Here is a 21,408-nt window from a genome sequence, read left to right as displayed (position 1 = left end):
AAAACCCTGATTTGACTAAACAAATGCCAGCCTAGCGGCGAAACAAGCCATTTGGAAATTAAATGATAAAATGAGTTTCAGTGGTTTTATAAATGGAGAAACCCATGCTGGATCCCCTGTTACTGCGCAGTTTTGTCGCCATTATCGACACCGGCAGCTTCACCCGGGCCGGTGAACGGGTCCATCTGACCCAATCCACCATCAGCCAGCAGATGCGCAGGCTCGAACAGCAGATCGGCTGCCCGCTGTTGGACCGCTCCGGTCGGCAGGTGGTGGCGACGGCCGAGGGGGAGCAGCTGTTGGGGCTGGCCCGCCGCATTCTGGCGCTGCTGGCACAGGCCGAGGAGCAGGTGAGCGAGGGGAGCATATCGCTCAGCCTCGGGGTGCCGGAGGATTTCGCCGCCGGTGCCATTACCCCGGTGCTGGCCGGCTTTGCCCGCGACTACCCCGAGGTGCGGCTGGAGGTGGAGAGCGGCCTGAGCCACCACATCTGGCAGCGCTTCGTGGCGGGGGAGCTGGATCTGGCGCTGGTCAAGCAGGTGCGCGGACAGGGCTCGCCGCTCGCCAGCTGGAGTGAGCCACTGGTGTGGGTCGATAGCCGCGACTGGCCGGCCAAGGGGCGTGATCCGCTGCCGCTGGTCGCCTTTCCGAGCGAAGGGCTCTATCGCCAGCAGATGACCGAGGCGCTCGATGGTCTGGGGCGGCGCTGGCGTATCGCCTATGTCAGCGCCAGCCTCGCCAGTTTGCAGGGGGCGGTGAGCGCGGGTATCGGGGTGAGTTTGTTGCCCAAGCGGCTGATGCCCGCCGATCAGCTGGCCCTGACCCAGTGGCCCAAGGTGGCATCGGTGGAGCTGGCGCTCCATGCGGCAAAGGATGGGGGTGAACCGCTCAGCCGCTTGAGTTCGGCCCTGATCGCCCTCTGTGACGAGGTGATGGGGCCGCAGTGAGTGGCTATGTGGTGAAAAACTTCTGTGGGGAAAAACTGACGTCGGCAAGATAAGGCGGAAAACGTGCGGGGAGGGATCAGTGATCCTTCCCCTCCGCCAGCTTGCGATCGTAGTCATTTTTTACGATGGCCAGCGCCGCCAGCACCAGCTCGGGGGCCAGCTCATTGGTTTCCAGCAGTTCAATCAGATCCACCGCGAGTTTTATCTCGGGCGGGGCAGTTTCCAGTGACATGGGCAGGGTTCCGGTTGCGGGAAGAGGGGGGATTATACAGGGGCGCCGCCGTTGGCCGAAAGCGCCCGCTCTATCGGGCAGGGCGTCACCAAAATCAGAGGTGCTGACGCATCTCCTTGTCGATCTCCTCGCGCAGGGCGATGAGCTTTTTGGCGTACTGCTGCAACTGCAGATCGCTCTCGCTCAGTGGTTGCCACTGGGGCACCGGGGTCGGTTTGCCCTGCTCATCCATCGCCACGAAGATGATGATGCAGTGGGTGGTTTTGTGGCGCTCGGTCTCGGTGGGATGGCGGCTGTAGACATCCACCGCCAGATGCATGCTGGTGGTGCCGGTGTGGATCACCTGAGCGTGCACCTCCACCAGCTGGCCAATCTGGATGGGGCGCAAAAAGCGGATCCCCCCCACATAGACGGTCACCGCATAGCCGCCGCACCAGCCCGCGGCGCAGGCATAGCCCGCCTGATCGATCCACTTCATCACCATGCCACCATGCACCTTGCCGCCGAAATTGACGTCAGAGGGTTCGGCCAGAAATTGCAGGGTCAGTTCGCGATTGGGCACAGTCACATCCTTATTGCCTGAAGAGTTTCCCTGAGCTTTGCCCCATCGGCCTGCCCGGTCAAGGGTTCATCCCCGATTCAGGGGGGCGGGGTCACTATCTGGCTCTATTCATCCCGATTTCACTTTTTTGACCCGCAGGAGTGACACCATGAAACAGATGCTGGAACAGTTGCTGGGGGCTGGCAAAGGCTGGCTCAACGAAGGCGGAGACAAGCGCAAGGGGCAGATGCAGGGGGCGCTGGCCGGCGGTGCGCTCGGTCTGCTGCTGGGCAACAAGAAGATGCGCAAATATGGCGGCAAGGCCGCTGCCGTGGGCGGCGCCGCGGCCCTTGGCGGACTGGCCTACAAGCTCTATCAGGATTGGCAAGCCCAGCAGGCGGCGCCCGCCCAGCCGACCCATCCCGTCAGCACTCTGGAAGGCAATGCGCTGGATGCCCGCTCGGCTCTCTTGGTGCGCGCCATGGTGGCGGCAGCCCGGGCCGACGGCCATATCGATGGCGCCGAGCGCCAGAAGATTCAGGAGTACCTGACCGAACAGGGCCAGAGCGATGCCGCCCGCTGGATTGATGCCGAGCTGGCCCGCCCCCTCGACCCTCACGCGCTGGCGCGGGAAGTGACCGATATGGAGTTGGCCACCGAGGTCTATCTCGCCTCCCTGCTCGCCATCGAGGTGGATCACTTTATGGAGCGCGGTTATCTCGACGAGCTGGCGCGCGCCCTCAAACTCGATGACAACCTCAAGGGGAGCATCGAGCGGCAGGTAGCCCAGCTTAACGCCCCCGCCTGATACCCTCACCGCCATGGATTGCCGATAACGCCCCGCTCAAGGGGCGTTGTTGTTTCTGCGCTTTGGCGATCACCCCTCTGTTGCCAGCTGCCGGTTTATCAGGCCCGCAAGCTGGTGGAGCGCCTGCTCCAGCTGTTCGCTCCAGGGATGGGAGCTGTTGAGGCGCAGGCAGTGGTTGTGTTGCCCCTGACTGGAAAAGAGGGCGCCGGGGGCCACTGAAAAACCGCTGCCCAGAGCCTTGGCATGCAGGGCGCGGCTGTCGAAATGGGCAGGCAGCGCCAGCCAGAGGAAGTAGCCGCCATCGGGGGAGGAGATCCGCACCTCGTCCGGCAACAGCCGTTGCAGGGCCGCCCGCATCTGCTGCTGGCGCTGGGCCAGGGTGTGGCGCAGGCGGCGAAAGTGGGCATCGACCCCGCCCTGGCGCAGCATCTCGGCCAGCGCCAGCTGGCTCGGTACATTGGTGGAGAGGGTGGACATCAGCTGCAGCCGCTGCACCCGCTCGGCATGGGGCCCCGCCACCACCCAGCCGACCCGAAAGCCCGGTGCCAGACACTTGGAAAATGAGCTGCAGAGCAGGCTGTCGCCACGCTGATCCCAGTGGCGGATCGGCTTGGGGCGCTCGCGGCCGAAGTAGACCTCCGCATAGACGTCATCCTCCACCAGCGGCACCCCGTGGCTGTTGAGCAGTTCCATCAGTTGCGCTTTGTGACCATCCGGCATGGTGTGGCCCAGCGGGTGCTGTACATTGCCCATCAGCCAGCACGCCTTGACCGGAATGCGGGTGAGGGCGTCTTCCAATAGCGTCAGATCGATACCCACCCCCGGAATGACCGGGATCTCCACCGCCTTGAGTTTCAGCCGCTCGATGGCCTGCAGGGCGCCATAGAAGGTGGGGGACTCCACCACCACCCAGTCGCCGGGCTCGGTCAGCACTTGCAGACTGAGGGAGAGTGCCTCCATGGCGCCTGTGGTGATGATGATCTCCTGCGGATTGACCGCCACCCCGTCGCTGGCGTAACGCTGGGCGATGGCGCGGCGCAGCGCCTCGTTGCCGGGGGGCAGGTCGGCCACCGTGCTGAAGGGATCGAGCTTGCGCATGCAGCTGGCTAGGGCCCGCCCGAGCTGGGGATGGGGGAACAGGGTCGGATCGGCCACCGACATGCCAAGGGGCACCAGATCCCGCGATTTGCTCGCCTGCAACACCTCGAACACCAGATCGTTGATATCCACCGAGCCGCTGTAGTGGGTCTGGCTCGGCGTGTGCTGCACGAGCTGTGGTGAGGCGGCTTTGACGTAGTAGCCGGACTGGGGGCGGGCGAGGATCCGCCCCTGACTTTCGAGCAGTTGATAGGCCTGCAACACCGTCATGGGGCTGAGCCCGTGGGTCTTGCAGCTCTGGCGAATGGAGGGGATGCGCTCCCCCGGTTGCCAGATGCCATCGTCAATCTGGCTTTGCAGGCGGTCGGCCAACTGCTGGTAAAGGGACATGATCTGGATCAACTGTTATAGGTGTAATTCAATATAACTGCATCTGTTATAGGTGTCATGCTCCGTGATGTACTTGTCACGCACGAAACGTGCAAGGCAAATACAACAAAAGAGAGTGACGCATGATCAATCCGGATGACGTGGTCAGCCTGTCTCGCCTGCAATTTGGCGCCACGGCCCTGTTCCACTTCCTGTTTGTGCCCCTCACGCTGGGGCTGTCCTGGATCCTGGTGATCGCCGAGTCGGCTTATGTGATGACCGGCAAGGTGATCTATCAGGACATCACCCGCTTCTGGGGCAAACTGTTTGGCATCAACTTCGTCATGGGGGTCACCACGGGGATCACCATGGAGTTTCAGTTCGGCACCAACTGGGCTTACTACTCCCACTATGTGGCGGACATCTTCGGTACCCCGCTGGCCATCGAGGGGCTGATGGCCTTCTTCCTCGAATCGACCCTGGTGGGGCTTTTCTTCTTCGGCTGGGACAAGCTCTCCCGTGGCAAGCACCTGCTGGTGACCATGCTGGTGGCTCTCGGCTCCAACCTCTCGGCGCTCTGGATCCTGATCGGCAACGGCTGGATGCAAAACCCGGTGGGAGCCGAGTTCAACCTGCTGACCCAGCGCATGGAGCTGGTGGATATCGCCGCCGTGCTGTTCAACCCGGTGGCGCAGGTGAAGTTCGTTCACACCGTCGCGGCGGGCTATGTGGCGGCCTCCATGTTCGTGATGGGGGTGAGCAGCTGGTATCTGCTGCGCAAGACGGAAGTGCAGTTTGCCCTGCGCTCCTTCGCCATCGCCTCCGGCTTCGGGCTGGCGGCCATCCTCTCGGTCATTGTGCTCGGGGATGAGTCGGGCTATCGCACCGGCGAGGTGCAGAAGGTGAAGCTCGCCGCCATCGAGGCGGAGTGGGAGACCGAGCCGGCCCCTGCGTCATTCACCCTGTTCGGCTTCCCGGATCAGCAGGCGCAAACCACCCACGCCGCCATCAAGATCCCGTATCTGATGGGGATCATCGCCACCCGCTCCATCGACGAGGCGGTGACCGGCCTCAAGGATATCAAGGTGCAGAACGAGGCGCGCATCCGCAGTGGCATGGTGGCGGCCGAGGCCCTCGACCAGATCCGGCAGGGCGCTGACACCCCGGCCAACCGCGCCCGCTTCGAGCAGCACGGCAAGGATCTCGGCTACGGCATGCTGCTAACCCCCTATGCCAGCAATATCGCCAAGGCGGGGGAGGCGGAGATCGCCAAAGCGGTCGATGACTCCATCCCGCCGGTGGCACCGCTCTTCTGGGGCTTTCGGGTGATGGTGGGGCTTGGCGTCACCATGCTGGGGCTGATGGTGGTGAGCTTTGTTCAGCTCTGCCGCAACCGGCTGCAAGACTCGCCACGGCTGCTCAAGACCCTGCTCTGGAGCATTCCGCTGCCCTGGATTGCCATCGAGGCGGGCTGGCTGGTGGCCGAGCTCGGCCGTCAACCCTGGACCATCAGCGATGTGCTGCCGGTCTCGGCCTCGGTCTCTTTGCTTCAGCCGGGCCAACTCTGGTTCAGCCTCATCGCCATCTGTTCCATCTACACCCTGTTGCTGGTGGTGGAGCTGTTCCTGTTGCGCCATGTGATCCGCAAGGGGCCCGCCATTCTCCATACCGGCCGCTACAGCGGTGAACAACCCGAACTTGCGAGGATCGCCTGATGGATTACGCAACCCTGAAACTCATCTGGTGGGCGCTGGTGCTCTTCATGATGGTCGGTTTTATCGTGATGGATGGCTTCGATCTCGGCATCGCCATGCTGCTGCCGGTGGTGTCGAAAGATGACGACGACAGCCGTCTGGTGATCAACAGCGTGGGGCCGGTGTGGGAGGGTAATCAGGTGTGGCTGATTGCCGGTGCCGGTGCCCTGTTCGCCGCCTGGCCGCTGGTTTATGCCGCCGCCTTCTCGGGGCTCTACATCCCCATGGTGGTGCTGCTGCTCGGGCTATTTTTGCGTCCGGTCGGCTTTGACTATCGCAGCAAGCTGGCCGATCCGGTGTGGCGCCGCTGGTGGGATCGGGCGCTGGTGGCAGGTGGCCTGATACCGGCGCTCATCCTCGGTGCTGCTATCGGTCTGGTGATGGAGGGACTGCCGTTTCGCTTCGACACGGCGCTGCGTCTGCACTACGGCGCCTTCGACTTCCACTGGGGCTGGCTGCTCTCGGTGCTGGCCACTGCCATCAGCCTGTTGCTGCTGCACGGCGCCGGTTTTCTGCAAGCCAAGGTGACCGGCACCCCTGCGCTGCGCGCACGGGGGATCGCCATCCTGCTGGCCCCGCTGGTGACCCTCTGCTATCTGCTGGCCGGCTGGCATCTGGTGGATCTGCAAGGGTTTCAGCTGACCGGTGTCGGCACACAACCCTTTGACCCGAATGCCGCCATCAGCCCGCTGATGAAGGGAGTGATCCCGCACGCCGGAGGCTGGCTGCGCAACTATTTTGACTATCCGCTGCTGTGGCTGGTGCCGATCATCGGGACGCTGGCGCCGCTGGTGAGCGGGATTGCCTCCTGGCTGGAGCGGGGCCGAATTGCGCTGCTGGCCAGCGCCATTGCCTGCGTCGCCATGCTCTGCTCGGTGGCCATCGCCCTGTTCCCCTTCGTGCTGCCCTCATCCCTCGATGCGGTCAGCAGCCTGACCCTGTGGGACAGCACCTCCAGCTACAAGACCCTGGCCATCATGTTCGGCCTCGTGCTGGTGCTGATGCCGGTCAACCTGGGCTACACCGGCTGGGTCTATCGGGTGGTGCGCGGCAAGCTCGACCGTGCCCGCATCAAGCGCGACGGCCATAAACTCTACTGACCTCAAGGGATCTGCTATGTGGTACTTCACCTGGATTTTGGGCCTCGGATTCGCCCTGCTGCTGGGCTTGTGCAACCTGCTCTGGCTGGAAGCACGCTGGCAGGCGGACGAACGGGACGGTAACTGACGGCGGGGCTCGCGCCCCGCCACGGCCGGTGGTTGGCGTTCATACGTCGCCGTCGGCCCCTCTCTCCCCCTCTTTAAACGACACAAACGACACACTTTCAACCGACAACCAACCGACAGGTAATTGTGATGAAACAGAGATTGAAAGCGGTGGCGCTGGCCATCGGGTGCGCGCTCACCGTCGCCCCGGCCTGTGCCGAACCGGTGCAACTGACGCCACTGGATAAAACCTTCACCCTGCAGGTGCTCGGCAGTGGTGGCCCCATCTCCGACGATCTACGCGCCTCTTCCAGCGAGGTGATCTGGTGGAAGGGGAAATCCCGCATCCTGATCGATGCCGGTGGCGGCGTCTACCTGCGCTTCGGCCAGGCGGGGGCCAAGCTCGAAGAGGTCGATTTTATCGGCATCACCCACTTTCACACCGACCATGTGACTGACCTGCCCGCCCTGCTCAAGGGGGCCTACTTCTTCGAGCGCAGCGATCCGCTGGATCTGGCGGGGCCAGAGGCCGGCTCGGCCTTCCCCAGCATGAGCGGCTACTTTGATGCCCTCTTCAACAAAGACAAGGGCGCTTATGCCTACCTGAGCGGTTTCAAGGATGGCACCGATGGCCTCTTCCCCATCACCCTCCATGATGTGCCCTACCAGAGCCCGCAGCCTCACACCGTCTATCAGCAGGATGGGCTGACCATCACCGCGCTCGGCATCCCTCACGGTGACGTACCCTGTCTGGCCTATCGCATCGAGAGCGCCGAGGGGACCATCGTTATCTCGGCGGATCAGAACGGCAGCAACCCGGCCTTTGTGCCGTTTGCCAAGGGGGCAGACATTCTGGTGATGCCGCTCGCCATCCACGAAGGGGCCGACCCGGTTTCGGCGACGCTTCATGCCAAGCCATCTGTGGTGGCCAAGATTGCCGCCGAGGTGAACCCCAAGCTGCTGGTGCTCAACCACTGGATGGGGGTTGGTCTCAATCACAAGAAAGAGGCGATGGCCATCGTCAAGCAGCAGTTCCACGGTCAGATCGTAGCCGCCCGCGATCTCTCCAGCTATCCCGTTTCATCCGTCAAGGAGTCCGCTCATGAGTAACTCAAGCAGCAACAAAACCACCGGCAAACTGACCCTCTCCATCGCCATGACCAGCCTGATTGCCCTGACCCCGGGACTTGCGCTGGCGGCCACCCCGAGCGATGCGCCGGTCAAGGCCGCCCCCAGCGAACAGCACGGCGGCAAGTGCGCGGCGGGCAAGTGCGGCACCGAGAAGCGCTTTGAAAAGCAAGCCCTCGACAGTGATCCACAGGGGCGGCTGGTGCGCGCCCGCGATGGCAAGTGTGGCGTGGCGGGCGAGGGGATTGATGGCGACAGATCTAGCAAGAGCAGCAAGATGACGGAGGGGGTATGCGGCCAATAAGCTCCCGCAGTCGGGGGATCGGGCTGCGCCAGGAGCATCTGGATGCGCTCTGCTCCGGCCCCGTCCGCCCCGGCATCGACTTTCTCGAGCTGGCGCCGGAGAACTGGATGGCCATCGGCGGCGCCAAGCGGGCGCAGCTGCATCAGCTGGCCGAGCGTTACCCGCTGGTGGCCCACGGCCTCAGCCTCTCTCTCGGCGATTGCCAGCCCCTCAATCGCACTTTTCTCAGCCAGATCCGCACCTTTCTGGATGAGTTCGGCATCGAGATCTACAGCGAGCACCTGAGCTTTTCCCGCGACCAGCAGGGGTATCTTTACGAACTGCTACCGGTGCCGCGCCAGTGGGAGAACATCCCCTATCTGGCCGAGCGGATCGCGCAGGTGCAGGAGGCGCTGGCCCGCCCGCTGGTGCTGGAAAATATCTCCTACTACCACGGCTATGACCACGAGATGCCGGAGGAGGATTTTCTCGCCGAGCTGGTGGCGCGCAGTGGCTGCGAGCTACTGCTCGATATCAACAACGTCTTTGTGAACAGCCGCAACCACGGTTACTGCCCCAAGCGGATGATCGCCGGGCTGCCGGGCAATGCGATCCGCTACTTCCATATCGCCGGTCATCTGGAAGAGGCGGACGGCACTTTATTGGATACCCATGGCAAACCGGTGTGCGAAGAGGTGGTGGCGCTGGCCTGTTATACGGTGCAGACCCACGGCCTGCGTCCCCTGCTGCTGGAGCGGGATCACCATCTGCCGTCGTTGCCTGAGCTGGAAGCCGAGCTGGCGCGGGTGCACGGCGCCTGTTGCGAGGCGATCGACAGTCAGGTGCGGGAGGTGCGCTATGGATAGACGGTTATCCCTGATCACTGCGCCCAAAACGGCACCGCAGCGGATGCAGCAGCAGACCGCCTGGCTGGCGAGCCGGGTGCGGCTGCCGCAGGATGGCATCGCCAGCCACTATGCTCGCAGCGTGCGTGCCAATGTGGAGTCGGTGCTGGAGAGTACCTTTCCGCTTACCCACGCTCACTGGGCACCGGTGGACAGGTGGCAACTGGTGGAGGGCTTTGTCATCGCACACGGCGCCGAGGCCCCCGAGTTTCACCATATCGCCACCGAGTTTGTCCGCTATGTGCAGCATCGCCACAGTGAAGGCTCTCTCAACTGGCCCAAGCAGCGGCTGGCGTTGCTGGAGTACGAGTGGGCCTGCCTCTGTGTCGAGATTGATGAAGGGGTGGTGCCGCAAGTTTTGCCGGGGGAGGAGGTAACGGCGGAGAGTCCGCTTGTGCTCAATCCCACCCTGCAACTGCTTGAGCTCCCCTTTGCCATTCGTCGCAGCGGCGTGGTGCCGACCCGGCAGGGCAGCCACTTCTATGGCCTGTTTCGCAGCCCGGATCATCAGGTGGTGACCCAGCGCTTGCGCGAATGGGACGTGGCGCTGATCCAGTTGCTGCAACAGCAACCGGGGATCACCCAAGCCGCGTTCCAGCAACAGGTGCAACAGGTTCGCAGTGATTTTGATCTGAGCGAGTGGGCGCGCCATTTTCACCGGCTGGGTCTGCTTACCCTGCCCGTTGGTGAGCGCCAGCCCGGCGCCCCCTTGCCCCCATTTAGCAAACACCAAGGAGAATTCCCATGAACAACACCCTGATCCAGTGGTACGAGCGGGCGGTGGCCCAGTGCAAGCGGCTCGATTTTCTGGCCCTGCTGGCCATTCGTCTCTATCTCATTCCGGTCATCTATGTGGGGGCCCACTCCAAGGTGATGGGCTTTGCCGGCACCGTCGCCTGGTTTGGTGCGCCGATCTCGGAAGGGGGGCTCAACCTGCCGTTCCCGACCCTGCTCGCCTTTCTGGCGGCGGGCACCGAGGTGCTGGGCTGCATCTGCATTGCCCTTGGCCTCTTTACCCGCATCATGGCTATTCCCACCATCTTCCTGATGAGCGTGGCGAGCGCCATGGTGCACTGGAAGCACGGCTGGGATGCCATCGCCACCGGCAGCATGGAGGCTACCTTGCGCCTCAACGGCTTTATCGAGTGGCTGGCCGCCAACTTCCCCGGTCGCTACAACTACATCACCGAGCTCGGGGATCCCGTGATGCTCAACAACGGGATGGAGTTTGCCGCCACCTATTTCGTGATGCTGCTGGTGCTGCTGGTTTACGGCGGGGGCCGTTACGTCAGCCTCGACTACTGGCTCAAACGTGCCGTGACCGGCAAAGCAGGCGTGCAACAGGCGGCATAAGACCCGCCAACGGATAACAAAAACCATAACGACAGAGCGTGAAAAACAGCGAGCGGCCGGGGGCCGCTCGCTGTTTTTGTGCTGTGTAGGGGGGAATGTCAGCTGCGTCAGCCGTTACTGGTAGCGGCCGACCGCGATGGGGGACTCCTGCTCAATCTGGCCAAGGCGATCGGCCCACTGGGCGAGCCAGGCTTCCCGCTCTTCTTGCGAGACCCGCACCGGGGCATAGCAGATATGGGGGCGCAGCACGTCGAAGCCGACAAATTGCAAGATCCCGCGCTGGATGGGGCGCAGCACCCCGTCGATATCGCCGTTGAAGCCGTCGGACAGATAGGTCTCGGCAGGGCCGCCGGTGGTCAGGCTCAGCAGGGCCCGCTTGCCGCGAAACTTGCCGCTCTCGTAGATATGGCCCTGACCGTAGACCCGTCCCATGGCAAAGACTCTATCCACCCACCCCTTGAGGATGGCGGGCAGGCCAAACCACCAGAGCGGAAACTGGAAGATCAGCAGATCGGCCGCCTCCAGCTTTTGCATCTCCTGCTCCAGCTGCGGGGCGAAGCTGCCCTGCTCGGTGGCAGCCAGCTCTTCGAGTTGCAGCTTGAGAAAATCGGGATCGCTGGCGTCAGTGAAGTTGCGTCGATCCGAGACGGGATCAAAGCCCATGGCATAGAGATCGCTGGTCATCACTGTGTGACCCGCCTGCTCCAACGCCCTGATGGCGTGGCAGAAGAGGGCACCGTTGAAGCTTTTGGGTTCGGGATGGGCATAGACGATAAGCACCTTCATAACAGACTCCGTGGCAAAGGATGCGAGGGTGACAGGCTTGGTTGCTGAAAAAGTCACTGAAACAGTTGCTGAAATAGTTGCCGGGTTGGCGCTGTGTCACAGCATAGAAGCCTGCCGCGCCGATTGCAGCAGGCGCCACGTCTTTGCGTGACGCCTGCTGGCGCAGCTTATGCCTGACAGGCGGCGAGCCGGAGGGCTTCGCGGCGCTCGCTGACATGGGTCAGCCCGTAGGCCAGCAGCACAATAAGGGCGCCGATCCAGGGGGTGTGCATCAGGCCGAGGTGCTCTACTACAAAACCACCGACCACAGATCCCAGCGCGATGCCGACGTTGAAGGCGGCAATATTGAGACCCGATGCCACATCCACTGCCTTGGGGGTGTGCAGTTCGGCCTGCTTCACCACCAGTACCTGCAGACCCGGCACGTTGCCGAAGGCAAAGGCGCCCCACACCAGCACGGTCAGTACCGCCAGCACCGGATGGGGGGCGGTGAAGGTAAGGGCCAGCAGCACCAGCGCCAGACCGGCAAACAGCAGCTTCAGCGCGGGCAGGGGACCCATCTTGTCGGCCAGCTTGCCACCCCAGATATTGCCGACGGCAACCGATACCCCGTAGACCAGCAGGATCAGGCTCACCGCACCGGCGCTAAAACCGCTCACCTGCTGCAGGATGGGGGCGAGGAAGGTAAAAGCCGTGAAGGCACCGCCATAACCGAGGGCGGTCTTGGCGTAGACCAGCAGCAGCGGCTTTTTGGTCAGTACCGAGAGCTGTTCGCGGATGGTCGAGGCTGCTCCCTTGGGCAGGTTGCCCGGGATCAGTAGCAGGCTACCCACCATGGCGACGAGGCCGAGCAGGCTCACTACCAGAAAGGTTTCACGCCAGCCAAAGACCTGACCAATCCAGGTGCCGAGCGGTACGCCGGTTACCAGCGCCACGGTGAGGCCGCTGAACATGATGGCGATGGCGCTCGCCGCCTTCTCTTTGGCCACAAGACCCGTGGCGATGGTGCTGCCCACCGAGAAGAAGACCCCATGGGCCAATCCGGTCAGGATACGGGCCACAATCAGGCTCTCGTAACCGGGGGCCTGCCAGGCCAGCAGGTTGCCGGCGGTAAAGAGCGCCATCAGCCCCACCAGCAGCCACTTGCGCGGCACCTTGCCGGTGAGCGCCGTGAGCACGGGGGCGCCGATGGCCACCCCAAGGGCATAGAGGCTGACCAGAAGGCCCGCGGAGGGGAGCGAGACATTGAGCTGCTCTGCGATGGTGGGGATAAGCCCCACAATCACAAATTCGGTGGTGCCGATCGCAAAGGCACTCAGGGTAAGGGCAAATAACGCCAGTGGCATAACAACTCCTTGGTTAGGGACTCCCGACGGGAGAATGGCGCCAGTATGCCGATGGGTTTTGTTGGCAAAAATGACGGTGACATCAAATTACTTTTGCCAATTAAGCAGCAATAACGCTGAGTGGGAGGGGATTGTGCTGCCCGCTGCGTGAGCGCAACGCAGTGATCTGCCTCGCAAAACGGGATGAACGCTGCTCCTTTTCTGAGCTTGCTTAAGCTCCAGTACAAGCTGGCAGCCATAGGATTTTCCCTGTGAAACCCGTGTGTGTTGAACCCATGCGCGCCGGTGTTGTGATGGCCGTGCGCTTTCATCGACAGGCAATAGACAGGCAATATCCAGCTGACAGGTAACATGATGACATTGAATCGACTCTCCTCTCTTTTGCTGCTGTGCGGCGCCTTTGCGGTACAGGCTGGCCAGAGCGATCCCCTCTCTGCCTGGAACGACACGGCGGCCAAGCAGGCGATCACCCGCTGGGTGACCAATGCCACCGATCAGCAGCAGGCGACTTTTATTCCGCCAGAGAAGCGCCATGTGGTGTTTGACAATGACGGCACCCTCTGGCCTGAAGCGCCCATGACCTATCAGCTGCAGTTTACGATGGACGAGATCAAGCGCCTGGCGCCGGAACATCCGGAGTGGAAGGCCGACCCCATCGTCGCGGCAGTACTGAACAATGATCTCAAGGCTGTGGCCAAATCGGGGGAGAAGGGGCTCGCCAAGCTGGTGGGACTGACCCACAGCGGCATGACTACCACCGAGTTTGCCGAGCGGGTCACTCGCTGGATCAACAGCAGCAAGGATCCGCGTTTTGGCTGCCACTACGATCAGCTCGGTTATCTGCCGATGAAGCAGCTGCTGGGGTATCTGCGGGATAATGGCTTCCAGACCTGGATTGTCTCCGGCGGCGGCGTCGATTTTATGCGGGTGATGTCCGAGCAGATGTATGGCATCCCGCCCCAACAGGTGATTGGCTCCTTTACCCTCGGCGAGTTTGCCCTGACCGGGGAGGGCAGCGAGATCCGCAAGACCATGAACGGCGCCTATTTCGATGACAGCAAGGCGAAACCGGCCGCTATTCACCTCTTTATGGGGCAGCGTCCGGTCGGCGCTTTTGGTAACAGCGATGGCGACGTGCCCATGCTGCAATACACCTCGACCAACCCGGATTACCACACTTTTGGTCTGTTGGTGCACCACACCGATGCCAAGCGCGAATACGCCTACGACAGCCATCCGCCAGCCAGCGGCAAGCTGATCGACGGGCTGGCACAGGCAAAAGCGCGGGGCTGGGTGGTGGTCGATATGAAATCAGACTGGAAGCAAGTGTTCGATCCTGCCCTTTGCCAGAACGCGCCCTGATTGCGGCGCTGTATCTGGCATCAATGTGGCGACTGGACGTTCAGCAAGCGCGGCAAAGCGTGAGGCAAGAAAAGAGACAGGGAGAGCATGATGCTCTCCCTGTTTAATTTGGCTTGCTGGCGAGCCAGCCTTTCTTTCGCGTTAGTCTCACGCCTTTCGCGTCAGTCCCACGCGGGGGCAAAGTCGGGATTGGCGCAGCGCTCGCCCCGATCCAGCGTAGCGATGGCGGCCATCTCCTCGCTGCTCAAGGTGATATCGAGAGCGGCCAGATTGGCGGCCTGATTCTCCCGCTTGGTGGAGCTCGGGATCACTGTCATGCCCTGTGCCAGCAGCCAGGCCAGCGACACCTGCGCCGCCGATACCCCGTGGCGCTGGCCAATCTCCATCAGCAGCGGCTCGCTCAGCACCTTGCCATAGGCGAGCGGCATATAGGCGGTGACGGCGATACCCTGGGCTTTGCAGAACTCGACCACCTTGCGGTTTTGCAGCAGGGGATGAACCTCGATCTGCTGGTGAGCGATGGCCCCCGGCCCTAAAATCTCGATAGCCTGTTTGAGCTGGGCCACGGTGAAGTTGGAGACCCCGATCTCCCGGGTCAGGCCTTGTGTTTTGGCCTCGGCCAGCTGCTCCAGATAGACTGCCATCGGCACCTCATCCTTGGGGGAGGGCCAGTGGATCAGCGCCAGATCCAGATAGTCGGTGCCCAGTTTTTCCAGGCTCACCTCAAGGCTCGGGATCAGCTTGCCCGGGCCAAACTCGCTGGTCCACACCTTGGTGGTCAGGTAGATCTCGTGGCGGGCAACAGTGCTGCGGGTCAGCACGGCACCGACCTCGGCTTCATTGTCATAGATCTGGGCGGTATCGATATGGCGATAGCCCAGCTCCAGACCGTTGGTCAGGGTGGCAAGCAGCGGCTCGCCCTTCAGGCGGAAGGTGCCCAGACCCATGGGTGGCATATTGATCATCTCGTTCCTCAATGGGGTGGTGGTTGGCCCTTGATGGGCTGAACAGAAACAGGCTCTAGGGCCAGTCAGGCGCCCAGTGGCTGATAGCGGCGAATGGTGCTGCTGGCAAACCAGGGCTCGGCCTTGGCGACAAACTCGGTAAAGTGGGGTTGGCCCTGATGGGCGGTGAGGGCAGCTTCGCTCTCCCACACCTCGTAGAGCATCCAGCAGTGTGGATTGTCCAAGTCCTGATGTAGCTGATAGCGCTGGCAACCCGCCTCTTGCAAGGTGGCCGCAATCAGCGGCTCAAGGGCGGCGCGAAACTGGGCGGCGAATTCGGGTTTGGCTTCAAGCTGGGCAATCACAATCACGGGTGATGACATCTGAACCTCCTTGGCAAAAACGAAGAGTCAGTATGCCTGCCGTGACTTGCTGGAAACAGGGCGCTGGTCGCAAAACAGTATTGAGGGGAGAGCAGCAATGGGAACCGATAAATGACACCGACAAAGTCGGTGTCAAGTGATAGTTAGATTTGCGTAGTTAGTATGGAATCGCCAAGATACAGCACTATTTTTCAGTTGTTTAGCTTGATATCTGATGCTGTCTCTCAAAAACAGAAGCATGGTGCTGATCTATCTTTTCATTGACATAGTTGTCGGTGGCCTTCACCAAGTCTTTTATAAATCTGATTACTTTTTCAAGTTCGTCACGTTTAATCAAATGAGCTGATGGAATTCCTGAATTTATAGGTTTTGAGCGATGGGCTGCATCCCCACGCTTCTTAATCCATTGATTCAATGTTGATCTGGCTTTATCTGGCTCGTAATTTGACCACCGCCATCCTTCAGTGACATCAAACCCTAAATAGTCTTGAAAAATTCGTTTTGTTTTATCGGAGCTAGGGTTGTGGAATGTTTTCAAATCTGTATGAAGTTTTTTTAATATAAAATCACCAAGATAGCTACCTTGAACAATCGCAAGCTTTTTATGCATTTCTTCGACAACACGATCTTCTACATAGGTTTCCCATGCAGTGAGTGCCATTACAAGTCCTGCTCGTTTTAGTACTTCGCTGTTTGGTGGAGGTGGGTTTGCATTTACACTATCAAAATGGGCTAATAACTCTTCAGCATCCTTTATTGCGTATTCAAATCCTTGAATGGCTTTTGACATAATCCCTTCCAGATAAAACGGTATTTAAATATTGTATGGTTGGTATTCAATGTATGGATATGAAAAACATATATACAAGAGCAGCATCATGCTAATAACAGACATTAGCATTGAATGTCGATGATACTTCATTTTTTCCAAAAAATTGCATCGGCAAGATCACAAAACAAGTTATTAATTAGTATTTTTAGATATTTGTATGAGATCACGGCTGATTATGGATATTGTTGGGGCCATCGTGTGGATGCTTCTCCCACTAACCCATCACGCACAGGCCGGTTCAGCCCAGACTGCAAACTCATTGCCGCTGGGCTCAACGAAGTGGAAACGGCGGCCACCGGGGAAATCGAAAAGAGGGCGGTTGATGGTGCCACCGTGTTGGCTCACCTTGGCTTGAGTCGCTTCAATATCCGCGCTTTAGAACACCAGCAGGGCGCCGCCCTGAGCGGTCAGGTTGCACTGATCCGCACGATAGAATCCGCCATCCAGCCCTTCATCGGCAAAGGCGCAGTAGTCGGGGCCGTAATCGACAAATTGCCAGCCAAATACGGCCTGAAAGAATGCCTTGGTCGCGGCGAGATCCCTGGCCGCAAACTCCACATAGTTCAATTTTTCATGGGCTTTCATAAAGTTATGCTCCCTGCTGATGTATTGGGCATGATGGCAGAGATAGCTGCGCCAGCCTACTGACACCTCTTGCGTTTATTCTGGTCTGCTTCTCAAGAGAGCGCAGCCACGATATGTGGCTTGAGCAACAAGGCTGCGGATGTGCTGAAGGGAATAAAAAAAATCAGTGGAACCGGATCCTTGCTGCGTTGGAAGGTTCGCCAACTGCAGTTGTGGTGGCGAATTATACGGTAGCCGAGCAGTAGACTATGGATGAAAACAGTCAGAGTAAAAATGACGATAGATTCCAGCAATTGAAGACTCCATTCAGGTAAAAGGTGGGTTGTACAGGTATGGATTCGTCATGTCTAGACCCGTATGGAGATTCATTTTCGCTCAGCTTGTTCTTGTTACCGTTGATGTGGTTTTTGTTCCAGTTGCTCCCAAGGGGTCAGTTTAAGCTGCTTGCGCCGTAGCCAGAGCCAAGATGCCATGGTCAGGCCGCAGAATCCCGCAAACAGGGCTGTTTGGCGCAGGGCAAACAGCGGATCTATCCCCATGGGGTGCCAACTGAAAAACCACATCGCCATGCCCCATACCAGACCAATGCCTACCCCGAATACCAGAACGTTGGTTAGCCAGCCCTCATAGTGAGGCGGTTTAACTGGATAACCGAACCTGCGCAGCAGCCTGCACAGCGGGGGATTGTAGTTGGCATGCCATACCCCTTTGTTAGCCAGCTCCTGATGGGCGGCGGCCAGCCGCTCTTCAAATGTCATGGTATTCATCCTTGTGAAATAAGTGGTGCCATACGGTGCTTTTCTGGCTGCATTGTACTGACAAATCGCGGGTATGATGTGGGCTCGCGGTCACGTTCTTTCTCTGTAGAAAAAAAGAACTGGCCTCACCGTACGCTTGCCAATCCACAGCGGCTGCGCCTATAAAGGCCCATTACTCTTGTCCGGATAACAGCAATGAAGACCCATTCTGATGAACTGACCCTGTTTGTGGCGGTGGTGGAGGCGGGCAGTTTTCGCCAGGCGGCGGAGAACCTTGGCATGGATAACTCGGTGGTGAGTCGCGGTATCAAGCGGCTGGAGGAGAAGCTCTCAACCGTGCTGCTCAATCGCACCACCCGCCGGGTCAGCCTGACCGAGGAGGGGAGCTGGTTCTATCAGCGGGCGGTGAAGATCCTGACCGAGATGAGTGAGGCGGAGGGGCATCTGCTGATGCGCCGGGAACAACCCGAAGGGGTGTTGAGAGTCGATGCCGCTACCCCCTTTATCCTGCACCGGCTGGTGCCGATCATCGGCGAGTTTCGCCGCCGCTACCCCGCCATAGAGCTACAGCTGCACAGCTCGGAGGGCTTTATCAATCTGATGGAGCGGCGGGTGGACATGGCCATCCGCATCGGCGAGTTGACCGACTCCTCCCTGCGTGCGCTGCCCCTTGGTCGTTCGCGGTTGCGGCTGCTGGCCTCTCCCGGCTATTTGAGCGAGCGTGGCACCCCGCGCCAACCGGCGGATCTGCTGAGCGGTCACGAGCTGCTCGGCTTTTTGCATCCCGATCACCTCAACCACTGGCCGCTGCTCAGTGCCGAGCAGGGGGATCGCTTTGCCATTACCCCCAGCCTGCGAGCCAGCAGCGGCGAAACCTTGCGTCAGCTGGCGCTGGCGGGGCAGGGGATTGTTTGTCTGTCGGATTTCATGACCGGGCCGGATCGGGAGAGCGGCGCGCTGGTGGAGGTGCTGGCCCGCAGCAACAGTGGCGCCTCGCGCCCCATCAACGCGGTCTTCTACTCCGATGCCCAGCGGGATATCCGACTGCGGGTCTGGCTCGACTTTCTTAAAGAGCAGCTTGGCAGCCATACCCTGTAGTGCAGGTTGGTTTGTACGGTTTGTTTGAACGGTTAGTCGCTGCGGTTTGCTTGGCGAAGAACAAGCCGCGACTTCGTTGCGGCCAATCAGCATTAGCCAGTTGGCAGATAAACAGACGGCCGACTTGAGGGTCGGCCGCCGGTTCGGGAAGGTGTGTGAGGTGAAGCGCAGTTAGCGGGGCAGTTTGCCCCATATCCGGCTGAGCAGGGCGCCGCCGATCACCGGCGGAATGGCCAGCAGCAGGGTCCACTGCCAGGAGAGGCCGCCGACGGTGGCGGCCAGTACGATGCAGGTGAGCACCACTAGCTGGGCCACCATCATCAGGAAGGTGCCTTCGCGGGGGGTCAGGGTCTCTTTTTGAGTGGCGACGTGGGCTACGGGCGCTTGAGTGGTGGTCGGTTTCATGGCGATATCCCTCTGTTGAGTCTGATATCACTAAGCAATGGCTGTTCCACATTTTTTCATGTTAATTATCAATGTCTTGCGAGTTTTGTCGTCATTCCCGTTTCGAGAGCGCAGGCAAAATGATTTGCAAAATGAAAACGCCACCCGGTGGTGGCGTCTTGGTTATTGAGAGGGAGAGGGGGAAGCGCCGTGTCTAGCCAATCCGGTATTGGCGGATCTGCTCGTCGATGGCCTTGGCCAGTTCGAACAGTTCGCGGCTGGCGGCATTGCTCTCCTGCGCGTGTTCCCGCTGGTGTTCGGCCACCATGGCCAACTCGTCGAGCGCCGTTCTGGCTTGCCCCATCTGTTGATTCTGCGCCTGCGCCAGCGCGCTGATCTCGTTGATCTCGAGGGCGGTCTGGTTGATCTGGCTGGTGGCATCAACCAGCACCTCTCTGGCCTGATTCATCCGGTTGTATCCCTCTTCGCTCAGGTTGCGGGAGTCTGCCATCGAGCTGCTGGCCTGCCGGGTTCCCTCCTGCAGGCGCAAGATAAGATCCTGCACATCCTTGGTGGCAGTCTGGGTACGCACCGCCAGCTGGCGTACCTCGTCGGCCACCACCGCAAAGCCCCGCCCCATATCCCCTGCCCGGGCCGCTTCGATGGCCGCATTGAGGGCCAGCAGGTTGGTCTGGTTTGATACATCGCGGATGAGGTTCATGATCTGGGTGATGTTGTTGCTGTCTTTCACCACCTCATCGAGCAGGGCCGAGGAGCTGCCGATGCTGCTGCGCAAGGTGTCGAGTTGCGCGGCGCTCTGGGTCACATCCTGCTCGATGCTGAGCATATGGTTGGCGATGCGTTGGGTTACGTCGTTGACCCCTTCAGAGCGGCTGGCGATCTGCTCGGCGTTGTCACCGATGGTGGTGACCACAGTGGTCAGCTCCTGAATGCTCTGGGCCTGCTGACACGCTTCTCCTGCCAGTGCCTGGGCCTGCTGCATGGATTGGGACGACTGCGCTGAGAGGGCGCTGCCTGACTGCTGGAAGCGGGAGAAGCTCTGGTTCAGGCTCTGGATCAGCTGATTGAAACTCTGGGCCATCATGCCCAGCTCCGACTCATCAGAGAAGTCGAGGCGGGTCGCCAGATCCCGATCGGCGGTGATGTGGTGCATGCCATCGGCTGCCTGACGAATCGGGCGACTGATGGAGTGAGCCAGCCAGGCGGAGGCCAGCATGGCGATCCCGCCGATGGCGAGCGACACCATGATGATGAGCTGGCGGGATTCCTGCAGTCCCTCTTCCAGCTCGGCGCTGTTGATCTCGCCAATCAGCAGCCGGTTGAGGGTGGGGATGTAACGCACCGCGATGAGGTAGGTTTGCCCCTCCAGTGTTAGCGCCTCTACGGCCACCTGTTCCCGGGCATTGGGAATAAGCCGTTTGACGGTATCGAGGAAGGATTGCTGGTGGTGGGCGGCTCCCTCCACCTCCTGCTCGGGGTGGATCTCGATATTGCCCTCCATGTCCGCCAGATAGACCTGACCGCTCTTGCCGATCCGATAGCCGCTGATGAGTTTGCTCAGGGCACTCATGTCGATGGAGGTACCTGCCACCGCCAGGGTCTTGCCCTCGTGGGTGACGGCGGTGTTGATATAGAGGGAGGCGCGCTTGTCAAAATCCGAGATGTCGAGGTTCAGCTCATAGGGTTTGCTGCGTTTGAGAAAGCCGAAAAACCACCCATCTTTCGGGTCTGATTCGCTCAGCGATTTCTGGGCGATGGGGCCGCCGCTGAAGTTGATCAGGGTGTTGCTCTGGCGGGGGGCGATAAAGACGTTGCCGCCGATCCGCCGTTGCAGATCCTGAAAGTAGCGCTCCATGGCGGGCCACTCTTGTTCTGGCATGCCAGCGGTCAGCCAGTCGATGACAAAACGGTTGCTGGCTAGCGCCTGCGCCTCGGTCAGGTGCTGGATAAGCTGCGCTGTCAGCTGGTTGGCAATGCGATCCACGCTGCTTGGCAGCTCGTAGCGTTCGACCCGCTGCTGGGCCTGACTGTGGGATATCTGCTCGAGGATCAAGGTGATGCAGCTGATGGCGATGGCCATCAGTATCGCCACGCCAGCGAGGATCCGGGTGCGGATCCCGAGCCCTGACCAGAGTGAGTGCAGTGTAAAACGGTGTATCGTCCTCTCCATATCGCTCTCCTCATAAATAAGGTCGCATATGCGACCCAGATGATGATTATAGATAGAGAACTCAATTGCGTTGTGGCGGATGGTGACAACAGAGGGCGGCAGAAAAAGGGAGGGAG

The 21,408-nt window shown here is 60.4% G+C and carries 23 protein-coding genes and 1 pseudogene; 12 read left to right on the top strand and 12 right to left on the bottom strand.

The window, feature by feature from the left end; all coding sequences use genetic code 11:
• Nucleotides 1–104 precede the first annotated feature (104 nt).
• Nucleotides 105–947, top strand: coding sequence for a LysR family transcriptional regulator (locus OKC43_RS05850; protein ID WP_270656678.1), 843 nt, complete (start codon nt 105–107; stop codon nt 945–947).
• Between the two features lie 76 nt (nt 948–1,023).
• On the opposite strand, the gene rsmS is transcribed toward OKC43_RS05850, so the two are convergent.
• Both rsmS and OKC43_RS05840 read right to left on the bottom strand, forming a co-directional pair.
• Nucleotides 1,024–1,179, bottom strand: a complete 156-nt coding sequence (rsmS, locus tag OKC43_RS05845; protein WP_270658412.1) for a pleiotropic regulatory protein RsmS — start codon at nt 1,177–1,179, stop codon at nt 1,024–1,026.
• Between the two features lie 94 nt (nt 1,180–1,273).
• A complete protein-coding gene (locus OKC43_RS05840; RefSeq protein WP_041208541.1) occupies nt 1,274–1,741 on the bottom strand; it encodes an acyl-CoA thioesterase in 468 nt (155 codons plus the stop codon).
• Nucleotides 1,742–1,889: 148 nt separating this feature from the next.
• Between OKC43_RS05840 and OKC43_RS05835 the strand changes: the two genes are divergently transcribed.
• Nucleotides 1,890–2,528, top strand: coding sequence for a tellurite resistance TerB family protein (locus tag OKC43_RS05835; protein WP_041208540.1), 639 nt, complete (start codon nt 1,890–1,892; stop codon nt 2,526–2,528).
• A gap of 69 nt (nt 2,529–2,597) precedes the next feature.
• Here OKC43_RS05835 and OKC43_RS05830 read toward each other — a convergent pair whose 3' ends face one another.
• A complete protein-coding gene (locus tag OKC43_RS05830; protein WP_270658413.1) occupies nt 2,598–4,016 on the bottom strand; it encodes an aminotransferase-like domain-containing protein in 1,419 nt (472 codons plus the stop codon).
• A gap of 122 nt (nt 4,017–4,138) precedes the next feature.
• On the opposite strand from OKC43_RS05830, the gene OKC43_RS05825 reads away from it, so the two are divergent.
• The 8 genes from OKC43_RS05825 (at nt 4,139) to OKC43_RS05790 (ending at nt 10,623) form a co-directional block, all read left to right on the top strand.
• Complete coding sequence (locus tag OKC43_RS05825) at nt 4,139–5,710, top strand: cytochrome ubiquinol oxidase subunit I (RefSeq protein WP_270658414.1); 1,572 nt, start codon at nt 4,139–4,141, stop codon at nt 5,708–5,710.
• A complete protein-coding gene (gene cydB / locus OKC43_RS05820) occupies nt 5,710–6,849 on the top strand; it encodes a cytochrome d ubiquinol oxidase subunit II (protein ID WP_236271150.1) in 1,140 nt (379 codons plus the stop codon). The genes OKC43_RS05825 and cydB overlap by 1 nt, the downstream gene beginning before the upstream one ends.
• Before the next feature lie 16 nt (nt 6,850–6,865).
• Complete coding sequence (gene cydX / locus OKC43_RS05815; protein ID WP_005337572.1) at nt 6,866–6,976, top strand: cytochrome bd-I oxidase subunit CydX; 111 nt, start codon at nt 6,866–6,868, stop codon at nt 6,974–6,976.
• A gap of 128 nt (nt 6,977–7,104) precedes the next feature.
• A complete protein-coding gene (locus tag OKC43_RS05810) occupies nt 7,105–8,064 on the top strand; it encodes an MBL fold metallo-hydrolase (protein WP_076493680.1) in 960 nt (319 codons plus the stop codon).
• Complete coding sequence (locus OKC43_RS05805; RefSeq protein WP_201906346.1) at nt 8,057–8,386, top strand: hypothetical protein; 330 nt, start codon at nt 8,057–8,059, stop codon at nt 8,384–8,386. The genes OKC43_RS05810 and OKC43_RS05805 overlap by 8 nt, the downstream gene beginning before the upstream one ends.
• Entirely contained in the window at nt 8,374–9,231 is an 858-nt protein-coding gene (locus OKC43_RS05800; protein WP_236271151.1) for a DUF692 domain-containing protein, read from the top strand. The genes OKC43_RS05805 and OKC43_RS05800 overlap by 13 nt, the downstream gene beginning before the upstream one ends.
• Nucleotides 9,224–10,018 carry an HvfC/BufC family peptide modification chaperone gene (locus OKC43_RS05795; RefSeq protein WP_236271152.1) on the top strand — a complete coding sequence of 265 codons (795 nt, stop codon included), beginning with the start codon at nt 9,224–9,226 and terminating at the stop codon, nt 10,016–10,018. The genes OKC43_RS05800 and OKC43_RS05795 overlap by 8 nt, the downstream gene beginning before the upstream one ends.
• A complete protein-coding gene (locus tag OKC43_RS05790; RefSeq protein WP_236271153.1) occupies nt 10,015–10,623 on the top strand; it encodes an HvfX family Cu-binding RiPP maturation protein in 609 nt (202 codons plus the stop codon). Before OKC43_RS05795 ends, OKC43_RS05790 begins: the two co-directional genes overlap by 4 nt.
• A gap of 114 nt (nt 10,624–10,737) precedes the next feature.
• Here OKC43_RS05790 and OKC43_RS05785 read toward each other — a convergent pair whose 3' ends face one another.
• Nucleotides 10,738–11,409, bottom strand: a complete 672-nt coding sequence (locus OKC43_RS05785; protein ID WP_236271154.1) for an NAD(P)H-dependent oxidoreductase — start codon at nt 11,407–11,409, stop codon at nt 10,738–10,740.
• Between the two features lie 167 nt (nt 11,410–11,576).
• Nucleotides 11,577–12,755: an MFS transporter gene (locus OKC43_RS05780; protein WP_204483780.1), complete on the bottom strand. Its 1,179-nt coding sequence runs from the start codon at nt 12,753–12,755 to the stop codon at nt 11,577–11,579.
• A 351-nt stretch (nt 12,756–13,106) separates the two neighbouring features.
• On the opposite strand from OKC43_RS05780, the gene OKC43_RS05775 reads away from it, so the two are divergent.
• Nucleotides 13,107–14,117: an HAD family hydrolase gene (locus OKC43_RS05775; protein ID WP_236271155.1), complete on the top strand. Its 1,011-nt coding sequence runs from the start codon at nt 13,107–13,109 to the stop codon at nt 14,115–14,117.
• 161 nt (nt 14,118–14,278) lie between these two features.
• Here OKC43_RS05775 and dkgB read toward each other — a convergent pair whose 3' ends face one another.
• The 5 genes and pseudogenes from dkgB to OKC43_RS05750 form a co-directional block, all read right to left on the bottom strand.
• Nucleotides 14,279–15,082, bottom strand: coding sequence for a 2,5-didehydrogluconate reductase DkgB (gene dkgB, locus OKC43_RS05770; protein ID WP_236271156.1), 804 nt, complete (start codon nt 15,080–15,082; stop codon nt 14,279–14,281).
• Between the two features lie 65 nt (nt 15,083–15,147).
• Nucleotides 15,148–15,444 (bottom strand): putative quinol monooxygenase, encoded by a 297-nt coding sequence (locus tag OKC43_RS05765; protein WP_236271157.1) that lies wholly within the window; start codon nt 15,442–15,444, stop codon nt 15,148–15,150.
• A 199-nt stretch (nt 15,445–15,643) separates the two neighbouring features.
• Nucleotides 15,644–16,234 carry a HEPN domain-containing protein gene (locus OKC43_RS05760; protein WP_082044030.1) on the bottom strand — a complete coding sequence of 197 codons (591 nt, stop codon included), beginning with the start codon at nt 16,232–16,234 and terminating at the stop codon, nt 15,644–15,646.
• 264 nt (nt 16,235–16,498) lie between these two features.
• Nucleotides 16,499–16,861 (bottom strand): annotated as a pseudogene (locus OKC43_RS05755) (VOC family protein).
• Nucleotides 16,862–17,250: 389 nt separating this feature from the next.
• Nucleotides 17,251–17,619 (bottom strand): DUF6404 family protein, encoded by a 369-nt coding sequence (locus OKC43_RS05750; RefSeq protein WP_076493666.1) that lies wholly within the window; start codon nt 17,617–17,619, stop codon nt 17,251–17,253.
• Between the two features lie 195 nt (nt 17,620–17,814).
• Between OKC43_RS05750 and OKC43_RS05745 the strand changes: the two genes are divergently transcribed.
• A complete protein-coding gene (locus tag OKC43_RS05745) occupies nt 17,815–18,717 on the top strand; it encodes a LysR substrate-binding domain-containing protein (protein ID WP_005350862.1) in 903 nt (300 codons plus the stop codon).
• Between the two features lie 171 nt (nt 18,718–18,888).
• Here OKC43_RS05745 and OKC43_RS05740 read toward each other — a convergent pair whose 3' ends face one another.
• Together OKC43_RS05740 and OKC43_RS05735 are read right to left on the bottom strand one after the other, a co-directional pair.
• Nucleotides 18,889–19,122 carry a hypothetical protein gene (locus OKC43_RS05740; protein ID WP_159143940.1) on the bottom strand — a complete coding sequence of 78 codons (234 nt, stop codon included), beginning with the start codon at nt 19,120–19,122 and terminating at the stop codon, nt 18,889–18,891.
• A 193-nt stretch (nt 19,123–19,315) separates the two neighbouring features.
• Complete coding sequence (locus OKC43_RS05735; protein ID WP_236271158.1) at nt 19,316–21,292, bottom strand: methyl-accepting chemotaxis protein; 1,977 nt, start codon at nt 21,290–21,292, stop codon at nt 19,316–19,318.
• Between the last annotated feature and the right edge of the window lie 116 nt (nt 21,293–21,408).

The organism is Aeromonas sp. Y289-2 (assembly GCF_027705925.1).
Classification (GTDB): Bacteria; Pseudomonadota; Gammaproteobacteria; order Enterobacterales; family Aeromonadaceae; genus Aeromonas; species Aeromonas veronii.
The sequence above is the reverse complement of the archived record's forward strand: the minus strand, read 5'-3'. Positions and strand labels throughout refer to the sequence as shown.

Coding starts and splice junctions, on each gene's coding strand:
- OKC43_RS05850 (WP_270656678.1), top strand. CDS start 105: ATGCTGGATCCCCTGTTACTGCGCAGTTTTGTCGCCATTATCGACACC.
- rsmS (WP_270658412.1), bottom strand. CDS start 1,179: ATGTCACTGGAAACTGCCCCGCCCGAGATAAAACTCGCGGTGGATCTG.
- OKC43_RS05835 (WP_041208540.1), top strand. CDS start 1,890: ATGAAACAGATGCTGGAACAGTTGCTGGGGGCTGGCAAAGGCTGGCTC.
- OKC43_RS05830 (WP_270658413.1), bottom strand. CDS start 4,016: ATGTCCCTTTACCAGCAGTTGGCCGACCGCCTGCAAAGCCAGATTGAC.
- OKC43_RS05825 (WP_270658414.1), top strand. CDS start 4,139: ATGATCAATCCGGATGACGTGGTCAGCCTGTCTCGCCTGCAATTTGGC.
- cydB (WP_236271150.1), top strand. CDS start 5,710: ATGGATTACGCAACCCTGAAACTCATCTGGTGGGCGCTGGTGCTCTTC.
- cydX (WP_005337572.1), top strand. CDS start 6,866: ATGTGGTACTTCACCTGGATTTTGGGCCTCGGATTCGCCCTGCTGCTG.
- OKC43_RS05810 (WP_076493680.1), top strand. CDS start 7,105: ATGAAACAGAGATTGAAAGCGGTGGCGCTGGCCATCGGGTGCGCGCTC.
- OKC43_RS05805 (WP_201906346.1), top strand. CDS start 8,057: ATGAGTAACTCAAGCAGCAACAAAACCACCGGCAAACTGACCCTCTCC.
- OKC43_RS05800 (WP_236271151.1), top strand. CDS start 8,374: ATGCGGCCAATAAGCTCCCGCAGTCGGGGGATCGGGCTGCGCCAGGAG.
- OKC43_RS05795 (WP_236271152.1), top strand. CDS start 9,224: ATGGATAGACGGTTATCCCTGATCACTGCGCCCAAAACGGCACCGCAG.
- OKC43_RS05790 (WP_236271153.1), top strand. CDS start 10,015: ATGAACAACACCCTGATCCAGTGGTACGAGCGGGCGGTGGCCCAGTGC.
- OKC43_RS05785 (WP_236271154.1), bottom strand. CDS start 11,409: ATGAAGGTGCTTATCGTCTATGCCCATCCCGAACCCAAAAGCTTCAAC.
- OKC43_RS05780 (WP_204483780.1), bottom strand. CDS start 12,755: ATGCCACTGGCGTTATTTGCCCTTACCCTGAGTGCCTTTGCGATCGGC.
- OKC43_RS05775 (WP_236271155.1), top strand. CDS start 13,107: ATGATGACATTGAATCGACTCTCCTCTCTTTTGCTGCTGTGCGGCGCC.
- dkgB (WP_236271156.1), bottom strand. CDS start 15,082: ATGATCAATATGCCACCCATGGGTCTGGGCACCTTCCGCCTGAAGGGC.
- OKC43_RS05765 (WP_236271157.1), bottom strand. CDS start 15,444: ATGTCATCACCCGTGATTGTGATTGCCCAGCTTGAAGCCAAACCCGAA.
- OKC43_RS05760 (WP_082044030.1), bottom strand. CDS start 16,234: ATGTCAAAAGCCATTCAAGGATTTGAATACGCAATAAAGGATGCTGAA.
- OKC43_RS05750 (WP_076493666.1), bottom strand. CDS start 17,619: ATGACATTTGAAGAGCGGCTGGCCGCCGCCCATCAGGAGCTGGCTAAC.
- OKC43_RS05745 (WP_005350862.1), top strand. CDS start 17,815: ATGAAGACCCATTCTGATGAACTGACCCTGTTTGTGGCGGTGGTGGAG.
- OKC43_RS05740 (WP_159143940.1), bottom strand. CDS start 19,122: ATGAAACCGACCACCACTCAAGCGCCCGTAGCCCACGTCGCCACTCAA.
- OKC43_RS05735 (WP_236271158.1), bottom strand. CDS start 21,292: ATGGAGAGGACGATACACCGTTTTACACTGCACTCACTCTGGTCAGGG.